We start from the raw sequence: 24,126 nt of genomic DNA on the forward strand, positions 1-24,126 counted from the left end.
AAACACTTTCGATTAACTATTTTTTTATGAAAGAAGAAATAAACGCTTATAATAATGTTTTAGAGTTAATAGGTAATACCCCGCTTATTAAACTAAATAAAATCACCGAAGAGTTAGAAGGAAATTTCTACGCAAAGGTAGAAGCTTTTAATCCAGGTCATTCCTCAAAAGATAGAATAGCGTTATATATTATTGAAGAAGCCGAAAGAAAAGGAATATTATCACCCGGCGATACCATAATTGAAACTACATCAGGGAATACAGGTTTTAGTTTAGCCATGGTAAGCATTATAAAAGGCTACAATTGTATTTTGGCCGTGAGTTCAAAATCATCCAAAGATAAAATTGACATGCTGAGAAGCTTAGGCGCAAAAGTTTATGTTTGTCCGGCTCACGTATCTGCAGATGATGAAAGATCATACTACAATGTAGCAAAACGATTACACGAAGAAACAAAGGGTTCAGTTTATATCAATCAATATTTCAATCAGCTAAATATTGATGCCCATTACAACACTACAGGTCCCGAAATCTGGGAACAAACAAAAGGACAAATCACACATCTTGTTGCTTGCAGCGGAACCGGAGGAACAATTTCCGGAACAGCAAAATTCTTAAAAGAGCAAAATCCGAATATTAGAATCTTAGGAGTAGATGCTTTTGGATCAGTATTGAAAAAATACCACGAAACAAGAGAATTTGATAACAAAGAAATTTACCCGTATCGTATTGAAGGTTTAGGTAAAAACTTAATTCCTTCGGCAACAGATTTTGATATCATCGATAAATTCATGAAAGTTACCGATGAAGAAAGTGCTCACTCTGCAAGAGAAATCACTCGTAAAGAAGGTTTATTTGTTGGATATACATCCGGAGCAGTAATGCAGGCAATTAAACAATATGCAGAAGAAGGTGAATTTACAAAAGACAGCAATATTATTGCAATCTTCCCTGACCACGGTTCACGTTATATGAGTAAAGTATTTAGCGATGACTGGATGAACGAACAAGGATTCTTTGACAGCGTTAATGAAGAAGAAACCCAAAAAATTGAATTCGTAAAATAGATTACTATTTTTCTAAAAATATTAAACTCCATTCGTTTTGCGAATGGAGTTTTTTTATGCTGACTTTTAAGTAATTAAGAAATTCGATAAAAGGGTTACTATTGTTTTTAAAAGCTTAAATTTTTAGAAATGTTAATTATTTTGGTTTGTTTGAGAAAACCGTATTTATACGTAAGATATTTTAATTGAAATTGAGGTTAATTTATAATTTTAAGAATTACTTCAATAGTATAATTAAAACTAATTTTGTCGACAAAATCATCAGTTTTGGTTATTTTAACGATTATTTAGGTAGGTTAACGAAAAAATTTTCGACGAAAAGCATAATAGTATAGCTTAGCTGTGTATAAATGACTCACTTTATTTATAACCCTAAATTCTGCTATTATGAAAAAATTTCTACTCTCAGTAATGTTTGTAAGTTATTTGAATGCGACTGCTCAAATTCCAATTCAGGAGTTTAATTTCAATGGGACTTTAAATAATGAATCTAACACAATTTCTTTCATGGGGTCAGATGAGTTTGTACCCGATAGATCAGGAATTGCAGGAAATGCTCAAAGATTAAATAATAAAGCGCTTGAAGCTGTGGTTGATGATCTGCCACAAGGCAATAAAGCGAGAACAGTGAGTATTTGGGTTAAATTTAATGATATAGCATCAGCAAATTATATCTGGGGTTATGGTTCAGCTTACAATGCTCAGTATTTTGGTTTACTGCAGCAGTCGACAGTTTCTTCTAATTCAGATTTAAGTTTAGCGGGCTGGGGCGCAGCAAATGATGTAATTGTCTCAACTCCATTAGCAAAAGGAGTTTGGTATCAATATACCGTAACCTTTGATGGGACGGTTTCTAAAATTTACCGCAACGGAGAATTACTAAAATACATAAACGGCTTAAAACGCTCTACAAAAGGAACTATTTTTAGATTAGGCGAAATAAACACATCAGTTGGAATAAACGCAGATGTAGACGATTTAAAGATCTATGATGTGGCTTTGACAGATGAACAGGTTTCGGAATCTTATAACAGCTCTAAACCTTTAATCGTAGTCGCAGAAGCTGCAGCAGCTCCTAAAACAAAAGGCACTGTAAAATCTAAAACAGCAAAAACTACTTCAGGTAATATAATTGTGAGTAAAGATGTAAATGTCGGAGGGAAAAATATTGAAGTGTATTCGCAAGGACAAAAGGTAGTAGGAAATAATTCTATGACTATAAATGATCTTCCAGAAGGAACCTATTTATTAAAGATTTCAAATGCTCCGTCAAAAAAAATAACATCAAAATAAGGCCATCAATTAATTTTTTTAAATAGTTAGTTAGTTTTTAAATATTGTTTAGTAGCAATTAGATTTTTTGGAATTAGGAAACAGCCTTTTGGATTCAGAAGGCTTTTTTTTAGCCCTTTATAACTATAAATTTTTATATTTTGTGAGAATTCTGTATCTGTATGTAGGATTTGTTTGTTTATGCTGAATTAAAATTATAGTTTTAACAAAATTTATAAATAAAATATTTAAAAATTTGTAATTGTAAAATTCGAATGATCAAATTTGCTGTCAAATAAATCATTATAAAAAGATATCATCCAGTAAAAAATGTATATACCTATGAAAAAAATATTACTCACTTTAATGTTTGTAAGTTTTTTAAATTCTAATGCACAAAATCCCGTTCAGGAATTTAATTTCAGTGGAAATTTAAGCAGCGCAGATAATACCATTTCCTTTTTAGGTACTCCTGTTTTTGTAAATGACAGAATGGGTGCCCCTAAAGGAGCTTTGCGACTTTCTAATAAAGCTTATCAGGCTGTAGTAGGCGATCTTCCGCAGGGAAATAAACCAAGAACAATATCGGTTTGGGTTAAATTTAATGCAATAAATGCCGTTAATCATGTTTTAGGTTATGGTACTGCAGCAAATGGTCAGTATTTCGGATTAACGCAGCAAGCGGCAGCCGGAGGTAATTCTGAAACAAATCTTGCGGGATGGGGACCAGGAAATGATGTGGTTGTTTCTGCACCGCTTTTAAAAGATATCTGGTACATGTACAGTATTACTTATGATGGTAATAGTTCAAAAATTTATCGTAATGGTGAATTACTAAAATATACTGAGGGAATCGCGCGTTCAACCAAAGGTTATATTTTGAACATCGGAAAATTAAATACAGCAACAAGCATCAATGCCGATATCGACGATATTAAATTGTATACAGTTGCTATGACAGACGAGCAGGTTATGGAATCCTATAACAGTTCAAAACCGGCTAAAACAGTTGCGGCTCCGCCAGTGCCAGTTTCAAATACAGAGAAAAAAGCGGCTCCTGCACCTGTAAAGCTTCCAGCTGCCGCTGTGGCTGCTTCTGCCGAAACTACTAAAAGTGGTAAAAGTGTTGAGGTTTTTTCTCAGGGACAAAAAATAATAGGAGCAAACGCTTCTAATATTGGTGATTTGCCAGAAGGAACATATTTAATCAAAGTATCAAACACACCAAAAAAGTAATTTTATATTTTTCTAAAAAAGAAAGCCTTCTGAATTTCAGAAGGCTTTTTGATTTTTTATTAGCTTATTACACTAAGCACTACAAATAAGATTACCAAAATAATTACGGCAAATCTTGTGTATTTTGATGTTTGCATGTTTGTTTTTGTTTTAAGGAATTATGATCTGATTGCGACAAATATAATAGTTTATTTTACTTTTTATAATATTTTGCTTTCTTCTGCATCAATTTTAACAAAAACAAAAAAGCCCTGAAAAAATCAGAGCTTTTAAAAATTTTATAAAAAGAAAAAATTATTCTTCTTTCATCGTATGATAAACGTTCATTACGTCATCATCTTCTTCAATTTTTTCAATTAGTTTTTCAACGTCAGCGATTTGAGCCTCAGTTAATTCTTTTGTGATTTGAGGAATACGTTCAAAACCAGAAGATAAAATTTCTAAACCTCTGTTTTCTAATTCTTTTTGTAAAGCACCAAAACTTCCAAAAGGAGCATAGATCAAGATTCCGTCTTCATCTTCAAAAACTTCCTCTGCACCAAAATCAATTAATTCAAGCTCTAATTCCTCAGCATCAAGACCAGTATTTGCAATTCTGAAATTACAAGTATGATCAAACATAAACTCAACAGAACCCTGAGTTCCCATTGTACCGTTGCATTTGTTGAAATAACTTCTAATGTTTGCTACCGTTCTGTTATTGTTATCAGATGCAGTTTCAATCAAAATCGCAATTCCGTGAGGAGCATATCCTTCAAATAAAATTTCTTTATAGTTGGCAGTATCTTTATTGCTGGCATTTTTAATCGCGCGCTCAACATTATCTTTTGGCATGTTGGCCGCTTTTGCGTTTTGTATAACAGCTCTTAATCTAGAATTGGCGTCAGGGTTAGGACCGCCTTCTTTAACAGCCATAACGATGTCTTTACCAATTCTGGTAAATGTTTTGGCCATTGCAGACCAACGTTTCATTTTTCTTCCTTTTCTAAATTCGAACGCTCTTCCCATTTCTAATTTTTAGTTTTGTGATGCAAAAATAAAGGTTATTCCTTATTTATCCAAAATCAATTCTATTCTTTTTTGTGGATAAATTTAACGCAAAGTTCGCAAAGGTTTTACGCAAAGTTTAGAAAAAGGTCTTTTATAAATAATTTATAAAGGTCGCAAAGCTTTATCGGAGTAAGCTTTGTCAAAGTTGAAAACTTTGACAAAGGGATAAAATCTAAAATCTAAAATCTAAAACTCCCTATTTCGAAAAATTAAAGTCATTAATAATATTCACCGCTTCGTTGAGGTATGGATTTGTTTTTAAATTATCCATCTGGTATTGATTAATCGTTTTATCATTAGGATAAGCGCCCAATAAAAACTGATTTACAGAAGAATTATAAACATCCAGCGGATTATTTTCGTCATTAAAAGTATTGATCTCTGTCCAAAGAGAATTTACGACTTTCTTTTGATTAAAAACCGCATCCAAAGTCATCGGGATTTCTGCTTTTGGTGTATTGATCAATTGATCTATTTTTAGATTGATTTTTTTAATATCATTAAAATAAAAATTATCGGCCAGTCTTAAAGAACTGTTTTTGGCCAGTTTATCAATTAAAGCACGTTTTACATACGGTCTGAATTTTAAAAACGGTTCAATACTATCGTTTTTCATCGCAGTAGGAAAATCACTTTCTTTTTGATAAACATCTTCATAAAATTCAGGAAGAACAACATCTGGCGTAACCCCAATATATTGATGGCTTTTTCCCGTAACCCTGTAAAATTTATTAATTGTAATTTTTAGAAAATCAGTATTTTTATTTTCGTCAAGCGAAAGAATCGTCTGCATTGTAGCTTTTCCAAGCGTATTGCTTCCTAACAAAAGCGCTCGATTGTAATCCTGCATAATCGAAGAGAAAAATTCACTTGCAGAAGCCGTATTGCTATTCACCAAAATCACAATTGGACCTCTGTAAATCATGCCTTTATAAGGATCATTAATAACTGATTTCTCTTTAGTATGATCTATAACGACCGAAATTGGTCCATAATCAATAAACATTCCGGCTAGTTTTATCGCTTCTTCCATAGAACCGCCGCCATTATCAATCAAATCAATCACTAAACCTTTAATATTATCTCTTTCCAGTTTAATAACTTCTCTGGCCACATCATCGGCACAACCTTTTCTGCTGTTTCCGTCTAAATCAGCATAAAAACTTGGAATTTTTATATATCCAATTTTACTTTCCTTACCAATTATAAAGCTGAAAACCGAATTTTCTTCGTCTTTCATGACTTGTTTTTCGATAAAAACATCAAAATTTTTGCCTGAGTTTCTTTTCAGCGTAAGCGTAAGAGTTTTATTCGCTTCAGATAAAATCATGGTAGAAATAGATTCTAACGAAGAACAGGAAACCTGAAGTGTTTCTTTATGATTGGAAACCGAAATAATCTGATCGCCTTTTTTAATCTGTCCCGTTTGATACGCCGGACCATTTGGATCTATTTCGTGAACTATAATCTCATTTTTTTCATTAAGATTCACCGTCATTCCCAATGATAAATGCTCTTTTGATAAGGAAGCCACAAAACTAGATTTAGAATCGTCGCTAAAATAAGCCGTATGCGGATCAAAATAAGTACAGAAGAAATTATAAAGATTCTCGTCTTGTTTCGTTTTAGTTTCTAAAAGCGTGCTGATACGGCAAATTTCATTCGACACAATCAGATTTCTGGATTTAGCTTCAATAGAAGCAAAATTTGCTTTTATAGAATCCAGATTATCGCTGGTTTCAGCAATATCATCCAGAATTTGATAACGCAGTTTTTTACGCCATACTTTCTCTAAATCCTCTTTTTTTAAATAAAAAGGAAATGACTTTTTGTAGAATCGAATGGTATCTTTCTTAGTGTAATCAAATGCAGTTGTCTGAATTTTTTCAAGAACCTCTTTAGTTCTAATCAATCCATTAATATATTTGGCGGTAATATCAGTTAAAAAAGTACAATCATTGCTTAAAATTAAATCGTCCAGATTTAAACGATATTCTGCTGCCATTTGATCGTATTCACTTTTAAAGAAGATATTACGGGAAGGATCTAATTCATTGATAAGATTATCAAAAACAAAAACAGATAAACTGTCATCGACTGGTTTTGGACGTAAATGTTCTGTTTGAATAACAGCATTTATTTTGTTCAGTATTTCGCATGTCTGGGCGCTATTTTGACTAAATAGGAAAGAAGTAAACAGTAAAAATAGCGGCAAAATTTTGTTCATAGGTGAAATCTCAACATTCTATATTAAAGTTACGGTAATTTTTCGAAAACGGTTTACATTTTTTCTAAAAAATCTTACATATAAATAAGAAATAAAATGCCGCAGATTAAATGATTCTAAAGGATTAATCCCAGCAATCATTTAATATGCGGCAAAAAAAAATGCATTACCATTATAGTAATGCATCTTACAATATTTATAACTTTAATTATTTCTTGTAAAAAGGCAATTTTACCACTTTTGCAAGAACATCATTTTTTCTAATTCTAATAAAAATATCACTGTCAACAGCACTGTTTGAAACCGTAACATATCCTAAACCAATTCCTTTATTCATAGAAGGAGACATTGTTCCAGAAGTTACAATTCCAATTACAGCTCCAGAATCATCTACAATCTCGTAATCATGTCTTGGCACCGCACGTTCCTGCATTTCAAAAGCAACTAATTTTCTGGTAACACCAGCTTCTTTTTGCTTTTTAAGAGCTTCAGAATTAGTAAAATCTTTATTGAATTTTGTGATCCATCCTAAACCGGCTTCAAGCGGAGAAGTAGTATCATTAATATCATTTCCGTAAAGGCAGAATCCCATTTCAAGACGTAAAGTATCACGAGCTGCAAGACCAATAGGTTTGATTCCAAAAGCTGCACCAGCTTCAAAAACCTTGTTCCAAATAGCTTCAGCATCAGCATTTTTGCAGTAAATTTCAAATCCTCCCGAACCTGTATAACCAGTTGCAGAAATAATTACATCATTAAAACCGGCAAAATCTGCTACTTCAAAATGGTAATAAGCAATGGCAGATAAATCTATAGAAGATAGAGCCTGCATAGCCTCAACCGCTTTTGGTCCCTGAATTGCCAATAATGAATAATCATCAGAAAGGTTTTTCATTTCAACTCCCAAATCATTGTAAGATGAAATCCAGCTCCAGTCTTTTTCAATATTCGAAGCATTTACAACAAGTAAATACTCTTCTTCTTTCATTTTATAAACAATCAAATCGTCTACAATTCCGCCTTCGTTATTTGGCAGACAAGAATATTGCGCTCTACCAATAGTTAAAGTCGAAGCATCATTTGAAGTCACTTTTTGAATCAAAGCCAAAGCATTTGGTCCCGTTAACAAAAATTCACCCATATGCGAAACGTCAAAAACGCCCACACTATTGCGAACCGTTTCATGTTCAGCATTTACACCTTCATATGTAATAGGCATGTTGTAACCCGCAAAAGGCAGCATTTTCGCTCCCAAACTCTCATGTATGTGCGTAAGCGCAGTATTTTTCATTGTGTTGTTTTATAAAATTGTTCTGCAAATCTATTCAAAAAATATCTAATTTGAATGCCTTAAATTATAAATTTCGCAATAATTAGGAGCAATTTCCTGCTATCCGCTATATTCCCGATAAACAAAAACTACGGCTAAAGAGCCTTGTTTTTCTAAATCGGGAGATGCCGCTGCTATCAGGGCTAGGACTTAAGGGAAACAATAAACATTCGTGTTTTCGATTTTTTATGTAACTTTAATCATAATAAACAGTAACGAATCATCTTTTATAAAGTCAAGCTTCACAATCAGCTATGTTTGTTAAAAACAAGTGAAACGCCTTTAACCACAAAGAAAAGCTATGATTCTATGTGTTTAAAAATAAATGCACCAACAAAAGCCATCAAATGAAATCTCCATATTTAATCACAAAAGAAGAAATCTTAAAAATATACAAACCCGTAAATCCTCATACACACAAAGGAATTCAGGGTCACGCTGTGATTATTGCCGGAAGTTACGGAAAAATAGGAGCAGGCGTTTTAGCCTCAAAAGCATGTTTAAAATCCGGCTGCGGACTTGTAACGACTTTTATACCAAAATGCGGTTATCAAATCCTGCAAATCTCCATTCCAGAAGTAATGACGGTTACTGATGAAAATACCAATTTTATTACCAATATTCATTTACCATTAATTCCGCAAGCAGTTGGAATTGGCCCCGGAATAGGGAAGGAACTCGGAACACAAAAAGCCTTATTTGAATTTTTAAGAGTCAACAAAGCGCCTTTAGTTCTAGATGCCGATGCTTTAAATATTATTTCTGAAAATTTATCCTGGCTGGAATTAGTTCCCGAAGACACGATTCTAACACCGCATCCAAAAGAATTAGAACGCTTGATTGGAAAATGGAATTCAGAATCTGAAAAATTTCAAAAAACAATTGCCTTTTCAGAAAAGTATAAAGTTATCGTAGTCATGAAAGGCGCACCAACATTCACTATAAACAGAAATTCTGTCTACGAAAACACAACCGGAAACGCAGCCTTGGCAACCGCAGGAAGCGGCGATACCTTAACCGGAATCCTCACAAGTCTTCTCACACAAGGCTACGAACCCAAATACGCCTCAAAATTCGGAGTCTATCTTCATGGATTAACAGCAGATATTGCTTTACCCAAAACTGGTTATGAATCTTTCATAGCCTCAGATATAATCAAGAATTTAGGGAAAGCTTTTTTGAGTTTAGAAAAGTAATTTTAACGCAAAGGGCGCAAAGGTTTTTCGCAAAGGGCGCTAAGTTTTTTAAGGTGCTTTGCTTTTTAAAGGTTGCAAAGTCGCAAAGTTTTTAGGTAAAGTTTCCATACAGTTTGTCATTTCGAGGAACGAGAAATCTCCACAAGTAACTCCTCAACGAGAATCCAATCTTTGTAGAGCTTCTTGTGGAGATTTCTCGTTCCTCGAAATGACAAGATTGGGAATATAGCGTGAACAAAAACTTTGCGACTCTGCGTCTTTGCGAGATTAAAAAACTTTGTGTCTTTGTGTCTTCGTGGCAAAAACCTTAGTAAGTTTGTAACTATGAAAAACAACTTCGATCTCAGAACGGTAAACGTCATGCGTTATATAACGCCGCTGCGCGAAGGCGGATCTTTACCCGCTTTGGCAGAAGCCGATGACGATTTTAAATACGTATTAAAATTTAGGGGTGCCGGACACGGCGTAAAAGCCCTTATAGCCGAATTAGTAGGCGGACAAATAGCAAAAGCCTTAAAACTACAATTACCAGAATTAGTATTCGCAAATCTCGACGAAGCCTTTGGAAGAACCGAAGCCGACGAAGAAATTCAGGATTTACTGCAAGGAAGCCAAGGATTAAATCTGGCACTTCATTTTTTATCAGGCGCGATTACTTTTGATCCTGTTGTAACGACTGTCGATGCGAAATTAGCTTCGCAGATTGTCTGGCTTGACGCTTATATTACAAACGTAGACCGAACTTTCAAAAATACCAATATGCTAATCTGGCATAAAGAATTATGGCTGATTGATCACGGGGCATGTTTGTATTTTCATCATTCCTGGAACAATTGGGAACAGCATGCCAAAAGTCCGTTTGCATTGATAAAAGATCACGTTTTACTGCCGCAAGCTTCTCTTTTAAAAGAAGTTGACGCTGAATTTAAAGCGATTTTAACGCCTGAAATTTTAGAAGAAATTGTAAATACAATTCCGTTAAACTGGCTTCAGTGGGAAGATGCAGACGAAACACCGGAAAACTTGCGAAATGTTTATTTACAGTTTTTAAAGACAAGATTAGAGAATTCAGAAATATTTGTAAATCAGGCTCAAAATGCAAGATAATCACTTATACGAATATGCTGTGATTCGTGTTGTGCCAAGGGTAGAACGCGAAGAATTCCTGAATATCGGAATCATTTTGTTTTGCAAAAAAGCCAAATTTATAAAAGTACTTTTTCATTTAAATAAAGAAAAAATTGAAGCACTATCAAACGATTTTGATATCGAACAATTAGAATGCAATCTGACTTCATTAGAAAAAATAGCAAAAGGAGCCAAAGACGGCGGTCCAATCGCTGAATTTGAGATTCCGGAACGTTTTCGTTGGTTAACGGCAATTAGAAGTTCAGCAATCCAAACTTCAAGACCGCATCCAGGTTTGTGTCAGGATTTGGAGAAAACGATTCAGAGATTGTTTGAAGAGTTGGTGCTTTAAGGAAAGGATCAAAGGTGTAGAGGTTCAAAGTTACAAAGGTTTTCTGTAGAGGCGCACAGCAGTGCGTCTACGCCCCAATTGTCCATACTTTGTGTTAGACGCACTGCTGTGCGCCTCTACATTTAATCTTTGCGCCTTTGCGCCTTCGTGGTAGAAAAAAAATAAAAAACCACGAACTGCATCCCTGCAATCCGTGGTTCTAACTAAAAACTAACTTACTTTTATTCTAATTCAATTAAAACGATCCGCAGATATTGCCGCCTAAAGTTGCTCCTGCATTTGCCGAAATATCAGCTTTAACAGCAGTTTTATTAAGTTTTACAATAGAATATGGCGGAGTAAAAGCAGTACCGCTTCCGGCTTGATTTCCGGTTGTATTGGTAAAAACGTTATCAGTTGCCGTAACAGCCGTATAGCCGCTCATTAAATCGATAGGCGTTTTTACACCTTCAAAAACGTTGCTTTCTACACGAAGATCAGCTTCAAAACCTGCAGCGATGCATTTATTACTTACCGTACTGTTAAAGAAATTGTTTACCAAATGCACTTTTCCAAAACGAACTCTTGGCATTCTTTCTTTACATCCTGGAGCCCACCAGCATCTTGCAAAAGTAATTCTCAATTTGCCGCGATCTGCAGTAGCACCATCGCTTGAACCAATTAAGTTTGAATACCTATGATCATCTGATCCTCCGGAACCTCCAGCTTTTGGCGGTTTTAGATAATGGAATTTAGAATACGTAACCGAAATATAATCGGATTTGTTTTTAATGTCGAAGTTTCCATCAACACCATCTCTAAATTCGCAGTGATCTACCCAAACATTGGTACATTCATCCAGAATTGCGTTGTCCCAGCCATCAGTATCGTAAGCTCCTGGGCCTTCAAAAATAAGATTTCTGATGATTAGATTTTTACATCTTTTAATGTTAATAATACCAGAAGCATCTTTAGTCTGATTTGTCGAAACCAGTTTTGCACCACTCGTACCATAAATGGTTTTACCAGTTTGATCCTGAAATGATAATCGTGTAGTAACTGTAATTGTTCCGGAAACTTTGATCACTTTTACAGAAGTGTTCTCAATAGCGGCTTTTAATTGAGCGTAAGTTGTAACAGTAGTTTCAGCCGAAGAACCGCCGCCTGTTGTATTTCCGTTTTGAGAAGCCCAGCCCGGAACTTCAGAACAGTTTCCAATTTTTGCGGTTAAATTCGTCGTACCTGACTGAATTGTTGTTTCGATACTTGCTTCTGTGTTTGGTGAAGCAATTTCTTCAGAATTACATGCCGTAAATCCTAAAGCCAATGTTAGTAAAAACATGGAGAGTGTTGATTGTAATTTCATAATTTAAGTTTGGTTATTTATAAAAGTTTAACAGCACAAATCTGACTATAATTTGCAGGAAAAAAGTTGAACAAGTTCAAACTTTTACAAAAAAATCTATGAAATTCGTTTTTTTAACAGTTGTTAATTTACAAAAATGCATAAATAGTGTACATTTACGTAATCGATTACATTTTTTAAACCCCTAATAAAGAATGGATTGAAAAAACAAATTTATTTCCAACAAAAACCACAAGCATGTACAACCTACTAAGAAAAAACATTGAGCGAAAGATCCCGCTCACAGATGAAGAATGGAATATTATTGTTTCAAAAGCTGAACTTATTAAACTTAAAAAAAATCAGTTTCTTCAAATCCAGGATTCGAATAATAGTTATGAGGGGTTTATTTTAAAAGGTTCATTTAAAACTTACATCTTAAACGAAAACGGAACGGAAACCGTAATTTTCTTTTCCTTCGAAAATGAATGGATGTGTGATCTGGAAAGTTTCTATCACCAAAAGCCAACGACTTACAATATTAAAGCCATAGAAGACAGCGAAATTTTGGTCATAAATAAAGTCCAAAAAGCGCAATTGTTTGCAGAAGTTCCCAAGCTTATTCAGTTTCATGTTTTAATGATTGAGCGCGCCAATGTGGCTATTCAGCAAAGACTTTTAGATGTTTTAAATAAAACTTCAAAACAGCGTTATTTAGATTTTAAAGATCGTTATCCGCAAAAAGTACAGACCATTAATAACAAAAATCTTTCATCGTATTTAGGGGTTTCGCATGAATTTTTGTCCAAGATTAAGAGGAGCGTTTCTTAGGTTTAAGAAGCAGAGGTACAGAGAGACAAAGGTTCAAAGGTTTTCGTAGAGACGCACTGCAGTGCGTCTAACATAAGTTTTTTAGCCACAGATTAAAAGGATTAAAATGATTTTTTTTCACGCAGATTAATCCCCAATCTTGTCATTTCGACGAAGGAGAAATCTTCGTAAGTAACTCCGTAAAGAGAATACAATCTTTGTAGAGCTTCTCGCGGAGATTTCTCCTTCGTCGAAATGACAAACTGTATGGAAACTTTGTCTTAAAAATCTTCGATTTTGCTCCCAATAGCTATCGGGATAAAAGGATTAAAAATGATTTTTGTTTCACGCAGATTAATCCCCAATCTTGTCATTTCGACGAAGGAGAAATCTTCGTAAGTAACTCCACAACGAGAATCCAATCTTTGTAGAGCTTCTCGCGGAGATTTGCTTCGCCTATTCGCTGTCGCTCGGGTCTCCTTCGTCGAAATGACAAACTGTATGGAAACTTTGCGACTTTACAAGATTTAAAAAAAAACTTTTTGTCCTCGTGCCTTCGTGGCAAAACAACTTCTATTAAAAATCCAATATTCCAAGCAGGCATTCATTAGAAAAATGAAGCAATATATTTTCCTTTTCTTGATTTTCAATCACTAATAAATCATAAGGTTCCAGATAATAGGACTTCTCATTAATTTTAATAGATGTAGTATGTAAAGTAAATAAAATAATTACTTGAGCATTACAAATTTGATTACTATTTGTTATTTCCAGTTTATGACGGGAAATTTTTTCAGAAATCATCCAGTTAAAATCCATACCATTTGTATAAGAAGTCACTTCATCATCCGAATTAAATTCTATGATTTCATACTTCTCATACACTTTCTTTTCTTTGTTTACCTCAATATCTAAGCAGTTATCAAGCATAACCAAATATCTGTAATAGCCCTTAAATTTGGTAAACTCTGAAGGCACTTTCTCTATTGTAGCACTGCTTATTCTGAATACAAAATCTCTATCAGTATAGTTTGCTGTTTTTGGATATATCATATATTCATATGTCAATCCGCCACTCCAAATAGAGGGTTTACTATCTTTTTTAGAGAAAAGACTTATTTTCATTTATTGAATATTTTATAAGATTTCAAAGTATCTAAGATTCATATTTAATCTTCTTTTAAATGAACTTATATCACTTATATGGTAAAAAAGAAAAAACTTAGTGTCTTTGTGCCTTCGTGGCAAAAAAAAACTTAAATCTTTTTCTCTAAAAATATAAACTCCAAAGGTTCTTCTGAAACTGTAATATGAATTTCGCTTTGAGGGAATGGTTCTCTTTCGCCTGTATCAACATAACCGTGACGTTTGTACCACGCAATAAGTTCTTCACGAACCGAAATAACCGTCATAATAATGCCAGACAAGCCAAGAGTTTTAGCATGAATTTCGGCTTCAGCCAAAAGCTTTTTCCCGATTCCGCTATTTTGAAGTTCTGGCGAAACGGTCAACATTCCTAAATACAATTGATGCCCTTTTTCTACCAATAAAACCGAACCAATAATTTTGTCATTCTCCGTAAATTTCAGAATTGTATTTTTTGGATCAAGAAAAATTTGTGTCATTTCCTGTTCATCGGTTCTTTTTCCTTCTAGTAAATGGGCTTCGGTTGTCCAGCCTTTTTTAGAAGTTTCTCCTCTGTATGCTGAATTTATTAAGGCTGTTAATGCTGGAATGTCTTCGAGTAATGCTTTTGTAATCATGTTATGCGGATTGTATTATAAATATAAATAGTTTCCAGTTTTAACTGGAAAAAAATTGAATTGCTTACAGCTTTAGCTGTAGGAACAAAGTTATGTTAGAAAAAGGCTTTAGCCTAATCTTTTGTGTTTTTTGGCTAAAGCCTTTTATTGTGTAAAACAAAACCTCCAGCTAAAGCTGGAGGCAATTGATTTTTTATAGAAGTAATTTTAATTTATTTTGTTGGAACTAATAATTCTCTAACATCCACATCTAATACTTCAGCAATTTTTCTTAGAATTTCAATACTTGGCTGAGAATTATTATTGCAGTAATTTGTTACTACTACATAACTCTTTTCAATTTTTTCGGCTAGCCAAGTTTGTGTTCTTCCTTGTTCTTTTAAGACTTCTTTGATTCTATTCATTTGAATATTAGCTATGAATAATTTTTTATAATACTATTTAATATATAAAATTATTACCTATTGATAGTTTTATTTCAGGGTGTTAAATTATAATATAAAAATATATTGTAAAATATTATAATTTGATATAAATTTGTATTGAAATTTAATATATTATTTATGAAAGCATACACGAAAGCAAATCTTGAACAGATAGTCATGATGCAATTAGAAAATTTGAACGCTATCAACGATTTATTATCTATAATGAAATTGCAGAATGAATTAATTCACAATGCCAGTAAAAAATTAAAAGATGAAATTTCTGAGTTTAAGGAAAAAAGTTTTACATATCAAACTAGTAAAGGAAATCAGAAATAATTCCTAAAATAATTAATTGAATTTGTACTTGAAAGTAATGATTCAGAGATTTATTGCATCGCTAGCGCGAGCGTCCCGCTCGTGCCCATTCCAATTGGTTTTTGAATTTCTTTGTGTTCACGAGCGGGACGCTCGCGCTAGCAGGTTATTGACACTAATCATTCTTTATTTATAATCATTTGAATAATAAACATAATATGGTCTATCTATTGATTCCTTGTTTGAAGTTAAATGATTAATGCAATTTAATTGAAAGTATTTTTCTAAATCTTCAGGTTTTAATTTTTTACAATTATTAATATCACTTTGTTTAATTCCAATAAATAATTTGCCATAGACTTCAATTTCTGTTATAGTGTCGAGTTTAATCGTCGTCATATTGTCGCTTGTCTTTAGAATTGTTGTTACTGCGGTAACTTGTGCATTATATTCTGGTATTTGAAAACAAAATGTAAATAAACTATCATCCCGATTTATGTCATATTCACCTCTAAAATCGGATTGTTGAAATATTGAATCTTTATTTAAAGAAATTTTATATTCTCTACTTGAGAGGTTTTTTAAATTAATGGATTGTCTAGGACTTGAATCAGCCACAAAAATCAACATACACAAAAATCCAATAACAGAATTAAGAATATTATTGGTTTTTTCTTCTATTTCGGTTGTTTTTCTTTTGAAATAAAGATAGGAAAATGGCAGAATTATTAATGCAACTAAGTCGGTTAAATCAACTGTTCTGTAAAAAGCTAAATTTGTAAAATTCGAAATCCACTCAATAAATGGTTGCGATATTTCAAATTTCCATAAAGTAAAAATTACAGAAATTAGAAGATAAATTTTGCTCGCATTTTTTTCGAAAAAAATTGAAATGAAGTAAGGAAAAATAAAAAGACCAGCAAAGTCAGATAATTTACCCGTTACAAAATTTGAAAAAGTATATTTAAGATAGAAGTCATTTAATACTAATGTCAATAACCCTAATAGGAAAAGATTCTTTTTTAATAAGTAATATTTTGGATTTTTCGTCATTCAATTATTCGTTTCTTTTTCTTGTTTTTACCTTGCTAGCGCAAGTGTCCCTTTCGTGAGCGTCCAATTGGTTTTTGAATTTTTTTGTGTGTATGAGTAGGACGCTCGCACTAGCGGGGGAAAATTAATTAAAAATTCTCTTTAATGTTTTTTTTGCGGTTTCAAGAGCTTCACGTTTATTTGTTGGTTTATATAAATCATATGTTTGTGAAAAAATACTTCCATAACTTAAAAGTATTATATTTTGCTTTTCTCTATTTAAATATACTTCCTTTGCTAGCGCGAGCGTCTCGCTCGTGAACGTTCCAATTGTTTTTTGAATTTCTTTGTGTTCACGAGCGAGACGCTCGCGCTAGCAGGGGGCGTCTCGCTTGTGTCCATTTCAATTGGTCTTGTTCATGAGCGAGACGCTCGCGCTAGCGTTGGGTAGTTGATGTTATGTGATGTCTTTCTCAATTTCATCTAATGATCTTCCAAAAGTTTCCAAAACAAAATAATTAAATTCTTCTTTAGATTTTATTTCACGATATGAAAGAGAAAGGTGTTCATTGATTACATTCCATAGTATTAATTTTTCTTTTGAAAAATCTTTTTTTTCAATAATTCTTAATTTACTCAATCCCCATTTTTTCTCTTCATTATTAAGTGAATTAATAGATTTAAATATTAATTTGTAAACATCTCCAGAAATGTATTTTTGAAATGTTCTTAAATAATTATCAAACTCAATATTATATTTTACAGATTCCTCAGAATTTTCAATGTGCATTTTTGGATTATTACCAATAATTTCAGCTTTTAGCTCTTCATTTAGAAAATATGAATATGAATTGAAAAGATTTTTTTTATAAATTTCATCTTCCATACTTTCTTTTTCAATGCGAACGTAATTGCAGGGAACACGTAATTCAGAATATGCTAATAGTTTGTGGTGTCCATCAAGTATAAATTCAGTATTAATATAATCACCAGAAATACCCTCTAAATTATTGTGGCCAATAATTAGGACTCTTGGTTTGTAACCAGATTTAATTAGCCCCTTATAATAATCGACTCTTTCTCTTGAAATGCTTGTAGAAGGTTGTGTAAACATTAGATTGCGAAAATCAACAGTGTAATTATAATTATAAAAAGCACCTTCTAAATTAGAATAATCATAACGAATTTTGTAATAATCTAAGTTCAACTCACCGGTATAAACACAATAGATACCTGAATTAAATAAATTTAAAAAGTCAATAATTTTTTCTAGAATAATTTCATCAGTTCCATCAATTAATACATCATTTAGATTTTTAATGTATTTATCTCTGTCATAATCAGAATTTAGAACAAAATAACGCCCCATAGTTCCTAAACTGTCATCATAAAAATCAGCAATAATAGTTTTAGAAATTCTTAGACATAATACAAAACCATCATATGCTATGTCAATAATATTTTTTCCAGAATTAATTTCAACAGTCTTACTTATCATAAAATATTACATAACTCATTTATAGGCAAAATAAACTTTCGCAGATAAACCTAAAATAGATAGATAATCGAAGGTCTATTATGTTTTCTTACTTTTCAAATATATGGTTTTTTCTTACTAGATTTTTAAACTTGATATTGAATAATTATTTTTTGGAAGAAAACAAATCTAAAGAATGTTTTGGATAATAAATATTGACTTAAAAAAGAAAACGACTGAAATAAAATTCCAGTCGTTTTCTTTATGGTGATAGAAATTGATTACCCTAAAAAAGCCTTCAACTCCTCATAAGTCCTAATCTTCACACTAACTTTCTCCTCATTAATAACACTCTCAATTTGAGCAGGAATCGGAAGTGTAATTCCTAAAGCAGGCTCAACAACATCTAAAAACTTAATAGGATGCGCCGTTTCTAAGAAAATACCAATTGCGTTAGGGTGTTTTTTCAGTTCTTTTTTCAAACCTAAATAACCAACAGCACCGTGTGGTTCTGCGATATAACCATCTGTGTTATAAATTTTCTTTAGAGCTTCAAGCGTTTCTTCATCAGTATAACTATAAGAAGAAAAATCTTTTTCGAAAGCTTTTAAGTCATTATTGTACAATTCCTGAATTCTAATAAAGTTACTTGGGTTTCCAACATCCATTGCGTTAGAAATTGTTGCTTTAGATGGTTTCGGGTCGTATTTTCCGTTTTCTAAAAATCTTGGCACCGTGTCGTTTACGTTTGTAGACGCTACAAAATGTTCAATTGGTAAACCTAATTTCTTTGCCATAATTCCGGCGCAGATATTTCCGAAGTTTCCGCTTGGGCAAGAGAAAACTAAAGGTTTATTTTGGCTTTTCAAAGCTTTGTAAGCAAAGAAGAAATAAAACATTTGCGGTAACCAGCGCGCAATATTAATTGAGTTCGCCGAAGTCAGGTTTTTATGCGCTAAAGTTTCATCTAAAAATGCTTTTTTTACCATATCCTGGCAATCATCAAAAACACCGTCAACTTCAAGCGCTTTAATATTTTGTCCTAAAGTCGTCAATTGTTTTTCCTGAATATCGCTCACTTTTCCTGACGGATATAAAATGACAACATCAACGCCGTCAACACCTAAAAATCCGCTGGCAACGGCTCCGCCTGTATCTCCCGAAGTGGCAACTAAAACAGTGTTTTTAGCGTCTTTTTTGTCTTTATTGAAATATCCCAGACAACGTGACATAAAACGCGCTCCAACGTCTTTGAATGCCATTGTAGGACCGTGAAATAATTCTAATGAATAGATTCCGTTTTCGACTTTCACAACCGGAAAATCAAAAACTAAAGTATCAGCAATAATTTCTTTTAATGTTGAAGCTGGGATTTCATCGCCAACAAATTGTTTTATCGCTTCAAAAGCAATTTCTTCATTACTTAAACTTTCGATTTTATCAAAAAATGACGGATCTAAAGCCGTAATATTTTCTGGGAAATATAATCCTTTATCAGTTGCTAATCCTTGTATAACAGCTTCTTGGAAAGAAACTTTTGGGGCATTATGGTTTAAACTGTAGTATTTCATTTTGATATTTTAGATTTTAGATTTTAGATTTTAGATTATTTGGAGAGTAAATTCCAATTTTTAAATTCCAAATTCCAATAGTTATGTTCGGTTTTCTTGTCATTTCGACGGAGGAGAAATCTCCGCAAGTAACTCCGCAATGAGAGTCAAATCTTTGTCGAGCTTCTTGTGGAGATTTCTCCTTTCAGTCGAAATGACAAACTTTATGGTTATGTTTTGTGTCTATACGTTGTCGACATAGTAGTGCGATTTCTCCTTTCAGTCGAAATGACAAACTGGACGGTTATGCTTTGTGTTTATACTTTGCGTGGGCTTCGACTTCGCTCAGCCTGACAAAACTTTGTCTTAAATATTTAATTCTTTTTGCTTTGTACTTTTTACTAAATACATTTCACATTTTACAAAATGCGAACTCCATCAGGGTTTATCTTCGAAACGTGAATTTCATACGGTAAATTCATTTTTTCGTAAACGTCGCTCATGGCTTTTGCGATTTGGTCGGCGGTGTTTTTTCCTCTGCTTAAAGCAAAAATTGATGGACCAGAACCTGAAATTCCAGAACCTAAAGCACCGTTTTCAAGAGCGGTTTGTTTGATTAAATCAAATCCCGGAATCAAAACGCTTCTTAAAGGTTCTACGATTTCATCATGAAGTGAACGTCCAATTAAATCGTAATCTTTTGTGTAAAGACCCGCGATAAGTCCGCCCACATTTCCCCATTGCATAATGGCGCTTTTCAGGGAAACATTTTGTTTTAATACCGAACGTGCATCAGAAGTTTTTAATTCAATTTGTGGGTGAACAACCGTTGCGAATAATTCTTCCGGGCTGTCAATTCTGATAATATCAAGCGGAGCATAACTTCTTACCAAAGTAAATCCGCCTAAAAGGGCAGGAGCAACGTTGTCGGCATGTGCGTTTCCGCTGGCTAATTTCTCGCCCTGCATCGCAAACTGAACCAAATCTTTACGAGAATAAGGTCTTCCTAATAATTCATTTATTCCGAAAACCGCTCCGGCAGAACTTGCGGCACTGCTTCCGATTCCGCTTCCGGCTTTTATGTTTTTATAAATTTCGATTTCGAATCCAAAATCCAGTTCGTCTAAAGTGTCAAGCATTGCCAAAGCCGCAACTCCGGAAACGTTTTTCTCGGTTTCCAAAGGCAAATCGGCACCCACAATTTTAGTGATTCGAACTCCTTTTTGATCGACTTTTCGAACAATCATTTCATCGCCCGCATTGTCTAAGCAAAGTCCCAATACGTCAAATCCGCACGAAAGGTTTGCGATAGTTGCCGGGCAAAATAGTTTAATTTCTTTCATTTTTTTGGTTTTTGCCACGAAGGCACAAAGTCACAAAGTTTTATTTTTAAGGCTTTGGTTTTTGCCACGAAGGCGCAAAGACGCAAAGATTTTTTATTTTTTGCGCTAAGTCTCAAAGAATAAAAACTTAAAAACTTAGCGTCTTAGTGCCTTAGCGGCTAATACTATACATTTCCAATACGAATAACGTCTGCAAAAATTCCTGATGCTGTAACAGCTGCTCCGGCACCTGCGCCTTTGATCAATAAAGGCTGATCTACGTAACGATCTGTGTAGAACAATACGATATTGTCTTTTCCTTCTAAGTTATAGAAAGGATGATCTTTTGGGATGAATTGCAGACCAACGCTTGCTTTTCCGTTTTCGAATTTTGCTACATATTTCAATCGTGAATCTCTGATAAAAGCATCTTCGTAAAGATCTTCAAAATGAGAAGCGTGTTTGATTAACGAAGCAAAAAAGTCTTCGTTATTTGTTGTTGCTAAACATTCTGCGGGTAAAAATGATTCGTTTGCAATGGCGTCAATATCCATTTCGTAACCGCTTTCGCGAATTAGAATCAGGATTTTACGCGCCACGTCGATTCCGCTTAAGTCAATTTTTGGATCCGGTTCTGTGAAACCCTGAACTCCGGCTTCTTTAACCACATCATGGAAAGAATTGTTTTTATCGAAATTGTTGAAAATGAAGTTCAGACTTCCAGATAAAACCGCCTGAATTTTATGCACTTTATCACCAGATGCTATAAGGTTTTTTACGGTATCTATAATTGGTAATCCCGCACCAACATTCGTTTCAAACAAGAAAGGAGCGTTGTATTGGCGAGATAAACTTTTTAGTTTTTTGTAATTGTCGTATGCAGATGAACAGGCAATTTTATTACAAGTTACAACCGCAATACTTTCTTTTAAGAACTTTTCATACATTTCAGAAACGCCTGCATTTGCTGTAATATCAACAAAAATACTGTTACGTAAATTCAATTCTCTGGCACGTGCGATGAATTCTGTAGGAATAGCTGCTTCAGCTTTGTCTAAAGTCGATTTCCAGTCTTTTAATGAAATTCCGTCTTCATCAAAAAGCATTTTTCTTGAATTTGATAAAGCGATTACGCGAACATTAATCTTTAAATTGTCTTTTAAAAACTTTCTTTGATTGTGAATTTGTTCGATGAATTTTTCTCCCACGTTTCCAACGCCCATTACAAACAGGTTGAGCTGTTTTGTATTTTCTTCGAAGAAATTTTCGTGTAAAGTATTCAGTGCTTTTTTAACGTCTCTTTCGTTAATTACAGTCGAGATATTTCTTTCAGAAGCACCTTGCGCGATTGCACGAATGTTTACGTTGTTTTTTCCTAAAGTGCTAAACATTCTTCCGCTTAAACCTTGGTGATTTTTCATGTTTTCACCAACCAAAGCAATAATGCAAAGGTCTTTTTCTACATAACAAGGATCGATTTTGTTTTGTGCAATTTCGATTTCAAAAGCTCTGTTAATTGCAGCTTCGGCATTATCAGCATCAGAATTTAAAATTCCTATACAAATAGAGTGTTCAGAAGAAGCCTGAGTAATAAAAATTACGTTGATTTTTTCCTGAGACAATACTTCAAACAAACGTCTTGATGAACCTGCAACTCCAATCATTCCCGGACCTTCAAGTGTCAACAGTGAAATATTATCGATATGGCTGATTCCTTTTACAACTGTGTCTTTAGATTGAACATGATCAGAAATTAAAGTTCCTTCGGCTTCCGGTTCAAAAGTATTTTTGATCAGAATTGGAATGTTTTTTCTTAAAACGGGCTGAATTGTTGGCGGATATAAAACTTTGGCACCAAAATGCGACAATTCCATCGCTTCCTGATACGAAATATTCGCAATTGGCTGTGCTTGTTTTACGATCTTTGGGTTTGCAGTAAACATTCCGTTTACGTCAGTCCAGATTTCCAGTTGTTCTGCATCGATTGCTCCGGCAATAATCGCCGCAGTATAATCAGATCCGCCGCGTCCTAAAGTCGAAGTAATTCCGTCTAAAGTCTGCGCAATAAATCCAGGAAGAATATTGATTTTTGATTGATTCGAAGCAAAATATTCCTGAATCAATTGATTTGAAATTTCGAAGTTTACGGCTGCTTTTCCAAAATCAGCATTTGTTTTAATTAACTCGCGGCTGTCTTTGTAAACCGCATCTTTTTCTGCTTGCTGAAAAGCCTGTGCGATGATATATGACGAAAGTAATTCTCCAAAACTTAAAATAGTATCTGCAGTTCTTGGCGATAATTCGCCTAAAAGGAAACAACCGTCTAATAAAGTTTCTAAGTGGTTTATGATTCTTTTTACATGGCTCAACAAACTGCTTTGCTCGCTTACCGGAATAAGTTCTTTAAGTGTGTCAAGGTGTTTTTTCTCGATTTCGGCAACGATATCTCTAAAGCTTTCGTCGTTTGCTGCTGCTTTTGCTGCTGCTAATTGCAATAAATCAGTTACTTTACTAAGTGCAGAAACTACAACTACTAATTTATCCTGCTTCGCTTTTTGGTTAACAATTTCGAGAACGAGTTTTATATTTTGAGCATTGGCAACCGAAGTTCCGCCAAATTTTAATACTTTCATTTTGATATTTTTTAATAAGGTGCAAAGCTTTTGAGTAACAAAGGTTCAAAGGTTATTAACTGTGAACTGAAACTGAAAACTGTGACTATTTTTTTTGTAAATGTTTTTTATGTATCCAATACCTTTCTTCTTTTGCGAAAAAAGTATAGATAATCTGGATTATATGTAAAAATGTATACCCCTAAGGGGTAGTAGTTGTTGTAGTAGAAATTGTTGTAGCAGCAATTGCAACTCCTGTTTGAGTTGTCATTGTAGATTGATATTTTGCGCTGTTACTTTTCATTTTTGATTTTTCAAAAGTACAGATTTTTATACGAGTTAAAAATTTTGAAAGCCTTTTTGCGAATATTTTAATAATTTAAATCCTTAGATTTCAATATTGAGCATTTGTTAAAATTAAAGATGTTAAGTTAGCGTTTTAATATATTTCTGATAATTTAAAATGGAAATACAGATACTTCCCCGACGATATTTTTACTGAAAAAAGGAGCAAAAGACCATGATTATCTACATTTTACTATTGCTAAATAAATAAAAGTAAAGATTGGGCTCTGTCGAAATTTTAATTATTGTGATAAAATGTTGCTTTTTAATATTGATTTGTTGAATTTTGA

Annotated in this window: 20 protein-coding genes; 8 read left to right on the forward strand and 12 right to left on the reverse strand. The window is 33.5% G+C overall.

What is annotated here, in order from left to right:
• Positions 1-26 precede the first annotated feature (26 nt).
• The 3 genes from NLJ00_RS13680 to NLJ00_RS13690 all read left to right on the forward strand — a co-directional run bounded on the left by NLJ00_RS13680 (position 27) and on the right by NLJ00_RS13690 (position 3,575).
• Positions 27-1,067, forward strand: a complete 1,041-nt coding sequence (locus NLJ00_RS13680; protein WP_053473587.1) for a PLP-dependent cysteine synthase family protein — start codon at positions 27-29, stop codon at positions 1,065-1,067.
• A 387-nt stretch (positions 1,068-1,454) separates the two neighbouring features.
• Complete coding sequence (locus NLJ00_RS13685; protein ID WP_256634145.1) at positions 1,455-2,360, forward strand: LamG domain-containing protein; 906 nt, start codon at positions 1,455-1,457, stop codon at positions 2,358-2,360.
• A 321-nt stretch (positions 2,361-2,681) separates the two neighbouring features.
• Positions 2,682-3,575 (forward strand): LamG domain-containing protein, encoded by an 894-nt coding sequence (locus tag NLJ00_RS13690; protein WP_256634146.1) that lies wholly within the window; start codon positions 2,682-2,684, stop codon positions 3,573-3,575.
• A gap of 294 nt (positions 3,576-3,869) precedes the next feature.
• Here NLJ00_RS13690 and NLJ00_RS13695 read toward each other — a convergent pair whose 3' ends face one another.
• The 3 genes from NLJ00_RS13695 to gcvT form a co-directional block, all read right to left on the reverse strand.
• A complete protein-coding gene (locus NLJ00_RS13695) occupies positions 3,870-4,583 on the reverse strand; it encodes a YebC/PmpR family DNA-binding transcriptional regulator (RefSeq protein WP_256634147.1) in 714 nt (237 codons plus the stop codon).
• Between the two features lie 238 nt (positions 4,584-4,821).
• Complete coding sequence (locus tag NLJ00_RS13700; RefSeq protein WP_256634148.1) at positions 4,822-6,852, reverse strand: S41 family peptidase; 2,031 nt, start codon at positions 6,850-6,852, stop codon at positions 4,822-4,824.
• Positions 6,853-7,060: 208 nt separating this feature from the next.
• Positions 7,061-8,143, reverse strand: a complete 1,083-nt coding sequence (gene gcvT, locus NLJ00_RS13705; RefSeq protein WP_256634149.1) for a glycine cleavage system aminomethyltransferase GcvT — start codon at positions 8,141-8,143, stop codon at positions 7,061-7,063.
• Between the two features lie 386 nt (positions 8,144-8,529).
• Between gcvT and NLJ00_RS13710 the strand changes: the two genes are divergently transcribed.
• The 3 genes from NLJ00_RS13710 to NLJ00_RS13720 all read left to right on the forward strand — a co-directional run bounded on the left by NLJ00_RS13710 (position 8,530) and on the right by NLJ00_RS13720 (position 10,858).
• Positions 8,530-9,378 (forward strand): NAD(P)H-hydrate dehydratase, encoded by an 849-nt coding sequence (locus NLJ00_RS13710; RefSeq protein WP_256634150.1) that lies wholly within the window; start codon positions 8,530-8,532, stop codon positions 9,376-9,378.
• A gap of 324 nt (positions 9,379-9,702) precedes the next feature.
• Positions 9,703-10,485: a HipA family kinase gene (locus tag NLJ00_RS13715; protein WP_053473581.1), complete on the forward strand. Its 783-nt coding sequence runs from the start codon at positions 9,703-9,705 to the stop codon at positions 10,483-10,485.
• The gene (locus NLJ00_RS13720) at positions 10,475-10,858 is read left to right on the forward strand and encodes a DUF3037 domain-containing protein (protein WP_053473580.1); all 384 of its coding nucleotides are present in this window, start codon (positions 10,475-10,477) and stop codon (positions 10,856-10,858) included. The genes NLJ00_RS13715 and NLJ00_RS13720 overlap by 11 nt, the downstream gene beginning before the upstream one ends.
• A gap of 235 nt (positions 10,859-11,093) precedes the next feature.
• On the opposite strand, the gene NLJ00_RS13725 is transcribed toward NLJ00_RS13720, so the two are convergent.
• On the reverse strand, positions 11,094-12,203 hold the full coding sequence (locus NLJ00_RS13725; protein WP_256634151.1) for a pectate lyase family protein: 1,110 nt from the start codon (positions 12,201-12,203) through the stop codon (positions 11,094-11,096).
• 237 nt (positions 12,204-12,440) lie between these two features.
• On the opposite strand from NLJ00_RS13725, the gene NLJ00_RS13730 reads away from it, so the two are divergent.
• Complete coding sequence (locus NLJ00_RS13730) at positions 12,441-13,013, forward strand: Crp/Fnr family transcriptional regulator (RefSeq protein ID WP_256634152.1); 573 nt, start codon at positions 12,441-12,443, stop codon at positions 13,011-13,013.
• A gap of 555 nt (positions 13,014-13,568) precedes the next feature.
• On the opposite strand, the gene NLJ00_RS13735 is transcribed toward NLJ00_RS13730, so the two are convergent.
• The 3 genes from NLJ00_RS13735 to NLJ00_RS13745 all read right to left on the reverse strand — a co-directional run bounded on the left by NLJ00_RS13735 (position 13,569) and on the right by NLJ00_RS13745 (position 15,159).
• The gene (locus tag NLJ00_RS13735; RefSeq protein WP_256634153.1) at positions 13,569-14,117 is read right to left on the reverse strand and encodes a HutD family protein; all 549 of its coding nucleotides are present in this window, start codon (positions 14,115-14,117) and stop codon (positions 13,569-13,571) included.
• A 131-nt stretch (positions 14,118-14,248) separates the two neighbouring features.
• A complete protein-coding gene (locus tag NLJ00_RS13740; RefSeq protein WP_256634154.1) occupies positions 14,249-14,755 on the reverse strand; it encodes a GNAT family N-acetyltransferase in 507 nt (168 codons plus the stop codon).
• Between the two features lie 212 nt (positions 14,756-14,967).
• Positions 14,968-15,159: a helix-turn-helix transcriptional regulator gene (locus NLJ00_RS13745; protein ID WP_180861931.1), complete on the reverse strand. Its 192-nt coding sequence runs from the start codon at positions 15,157-15,159 to the stop codon at positions 14,968-14,970.
• Between the two features lie 159 nt (positions 15,160-15,318).
• Between NLJ00_RS13745 and NLJ00_RS13750 the strand changes: the two genes are divergently transcribed.
• A complete protein-coding gene (locus NLJ00_RS13750) occupies positions 15,319-15,519 on the forward strand; it encodes a hypothetical protein (protein ID WP_256634155.1) in 201 nt (66 codons plus the stop codon).
• A gap of 165 nt (positions 15,520-15,684) precedes the next feature.
• On the opposite strand, the gene NLJ00_RS13755 is transcribed toward NLJ00_RS13750, so the two are convergent.
• From NLJ00_RS13755 to thrA, 5 genes are all read right to left on the reverse strand, one after another.
• On the reverse strand, positions 15,685-16,551 hold the full coding sequence (locus tag NLJ00_RS13755) for a hypothetical protein (RefSeq protein ID WP_256634156.1): 867 nt from the start codon (positions 16,549-16,551) through the stop codon (positions 15,685-15,687).
• 436 nt (positions 16,552-16,987) lie between these two features.
• Positions 16,988-18,028 (reverse strand): hypothetical protein, encoded by a 1,041-nt coding sequence (locus tag NLJ00_RS13760; protein WP_256634157.1) that lies wholly within the window; start codon positions 18,026-18,028, stop codon positions 16,988-16,990.
• Positions 18,029-18,288: 260 nt separating this feature from the next.
• On the reverse strand, positions 18,289-19,578 hold the full coding sequence (gene thrC, locus NLJ00_RS13765; RefSeq protein ID WP_256634158.1) for a threonine synthase: 1,290 nt from the start codon (positions 19,576-19,578) through the stop codon (positions 18,289-18,291).
• A 398-nt stretch (positions 19,579-19,976) separates the two neighbouring features.
• On the reverse strand, positions 19,977-20,900 hold the full coding sequence (locus NLJ00_RS13770; protein ID WP_256634159.1) for a homoserine kinase: 924 nt from the start codon (positions 20,898-20,900) through the stop codon (positions 19,977-19,979).
• Between the two features lie 164 nt (positions 20,901-21,064).
• Positions 21,065-23,512 (reverse strand): bifunctional aspartate kinase/homoserine dehydrogenase I, encoded by a 2,448-nt coding sequence (thrA, locus tag NLJ00_RS13775; RefSeq protein ID WP_256634160.1) that lies wholly within the window; start codon positions 23,510-23,512, stop codon positions 21,065-21,067.
• Between the last annotated feature and the right edge of the window lie 614 nt (positions 23,513-24,126).

It is taken from the genome of Flavobacterium panici, assembly GCF_024499525.1.
Lineage (GTDB): Bacteria > Bacteroidota > Bacteroidia > Flavobacteriales > Flavobacteriaceae > Flavobacterium > Flavobacterium panici.

Coding starts and splice junctions, on each gene's coding strand:
- NLJ00_RS13680 (WP_053473587.1), top strand. CDS start 27: ATGAAAGAAGAAATAAACGCTTATAATAATGTTTTAGAGTTAATAGGT.
- NLJ00_RS13685 (WP_256634145.1), top strand. CDS start 1,455: ATGAAAAAATTTCTACTCTCAGTAATGTTTGTAAGTTATTTGAATGCG.
- NLJ00_RS13690 (WP_256634146.1), top strand. CDS start 2,682: ATGAAAAAAATATTACTCACTTTAATGTTTGTAAGTTTTTTAAATTCT.
- NLJ00_RS13695 (WP_256634147.1), bottom strand. CDS start 4,583: ATGGGAAGAGCGTTCGAATTTAGAAAAGGAAGAAAAATGAAACGTTGG.
- NLJ00_RS13700 (WP_256634148.1), bottom strand. CDS start 6,852: ATGAACAAAATTTTGCCGCTATTTTTACTGTTTACTTCTTTCCTATTT.
- gcvT (WP_256634149.1), bottom strand. CDS start 8,143: ATGAAAAATACTGCGCTTACGCACATACATGAGAGTTTGGGAGCGAAA.
- NLJ00_RS13710 (WP_256634150.1), top strand. CDS start 8,530: ATGAAATCTCCATATTTAATCACAAAAGAAGAAATCTTAAAAATATAC.
- NLJ00_RS13715 (WP_053473581.1), top strand. CDS start 9,703: ATGAAAAACAACTTCGATCTCAGAACGGTAAACGTCATGCGTTATATA.
- NLJ00_RS13720 (WP_053473580.1), top strand. CDS start 10,475: ATGCAAGATAATCACTTATACGAATATGCTGTGATTCGTGTTGTGCCA.
- NLJ00_RS13725 (WP_256634151.1), bottom strand. CDS start 12,203: ATGAAATTACAATCAACACTCTCCATGTTTTTACTAACATTGGCTTTA.
- NLJ00_RS13730 (WP_256634152.1), top strand. CDS start 12,441: ATGTACAACCTACTAAGAAAAAACATTGAGCGAAAGATCCCGCTCACA.
- NLJ00_RS13735 (WP_256634153.1), bottom strand. CDS start 14,117: ATGAAAATAAGTCTTTTCTCTAAAAAAGATAGTAAACCCTCTATTTGG.
- NLJ00_RS13740 (WP_256634154.1), bottom strand. CDS start 14,755: ATGATTACAAAAGCATTACTCGAAGACATTCCAGCATTAACAGCCTTA.
- NLJ00_RS13745 (WP_180861931.1), bottom strand. CDS start 15,159: ATGAATAGAATCAAAGAAGTCTTAAAAGAACAAGGAAGAACACAAACT.
- NLJ00_RS13750 (WP_256634155.1), top strand. CDS start 15,319: ATGAAAGCATACACGAAAGCAAATCTTGAACAGATAGTCATGATGCAA.
- NLJ00_RS13755 (WP_256634156.1), bottom strand. CDS start 16,551: ATGACGAAAAATCCAAAATATTACTTATTAAAAAAGAATCTTTTCCTA.
- NLJ00_RS13760 (WP_256634157.1), bottom strand. CDS start 18,028: ATGATAAGTAAGACTGTTGAAATTAATTCTGGAAAAAATATTATTGAC.
- thrC (WP_256634158.1), bottom strand. CDS start 19,578: ATGAAATACTACAGTTTAAACCATAATGCCCCAAAAGTTTCTTTCCAA.
- NLJ00_RS13770 (WP_256634159.1), bottom strand. CDS start 20,900: ATGAAAGAAATTAAACTATTTTGCCCGGCAACTATCGCAAACCTTTCG.
- thrA (WP_256634160.1), bottom strand. CDS start 23,512: ATGAAAGTATTAAAATTTGGCGGAACTTCGGTTGCCAATGCTCAAAAT.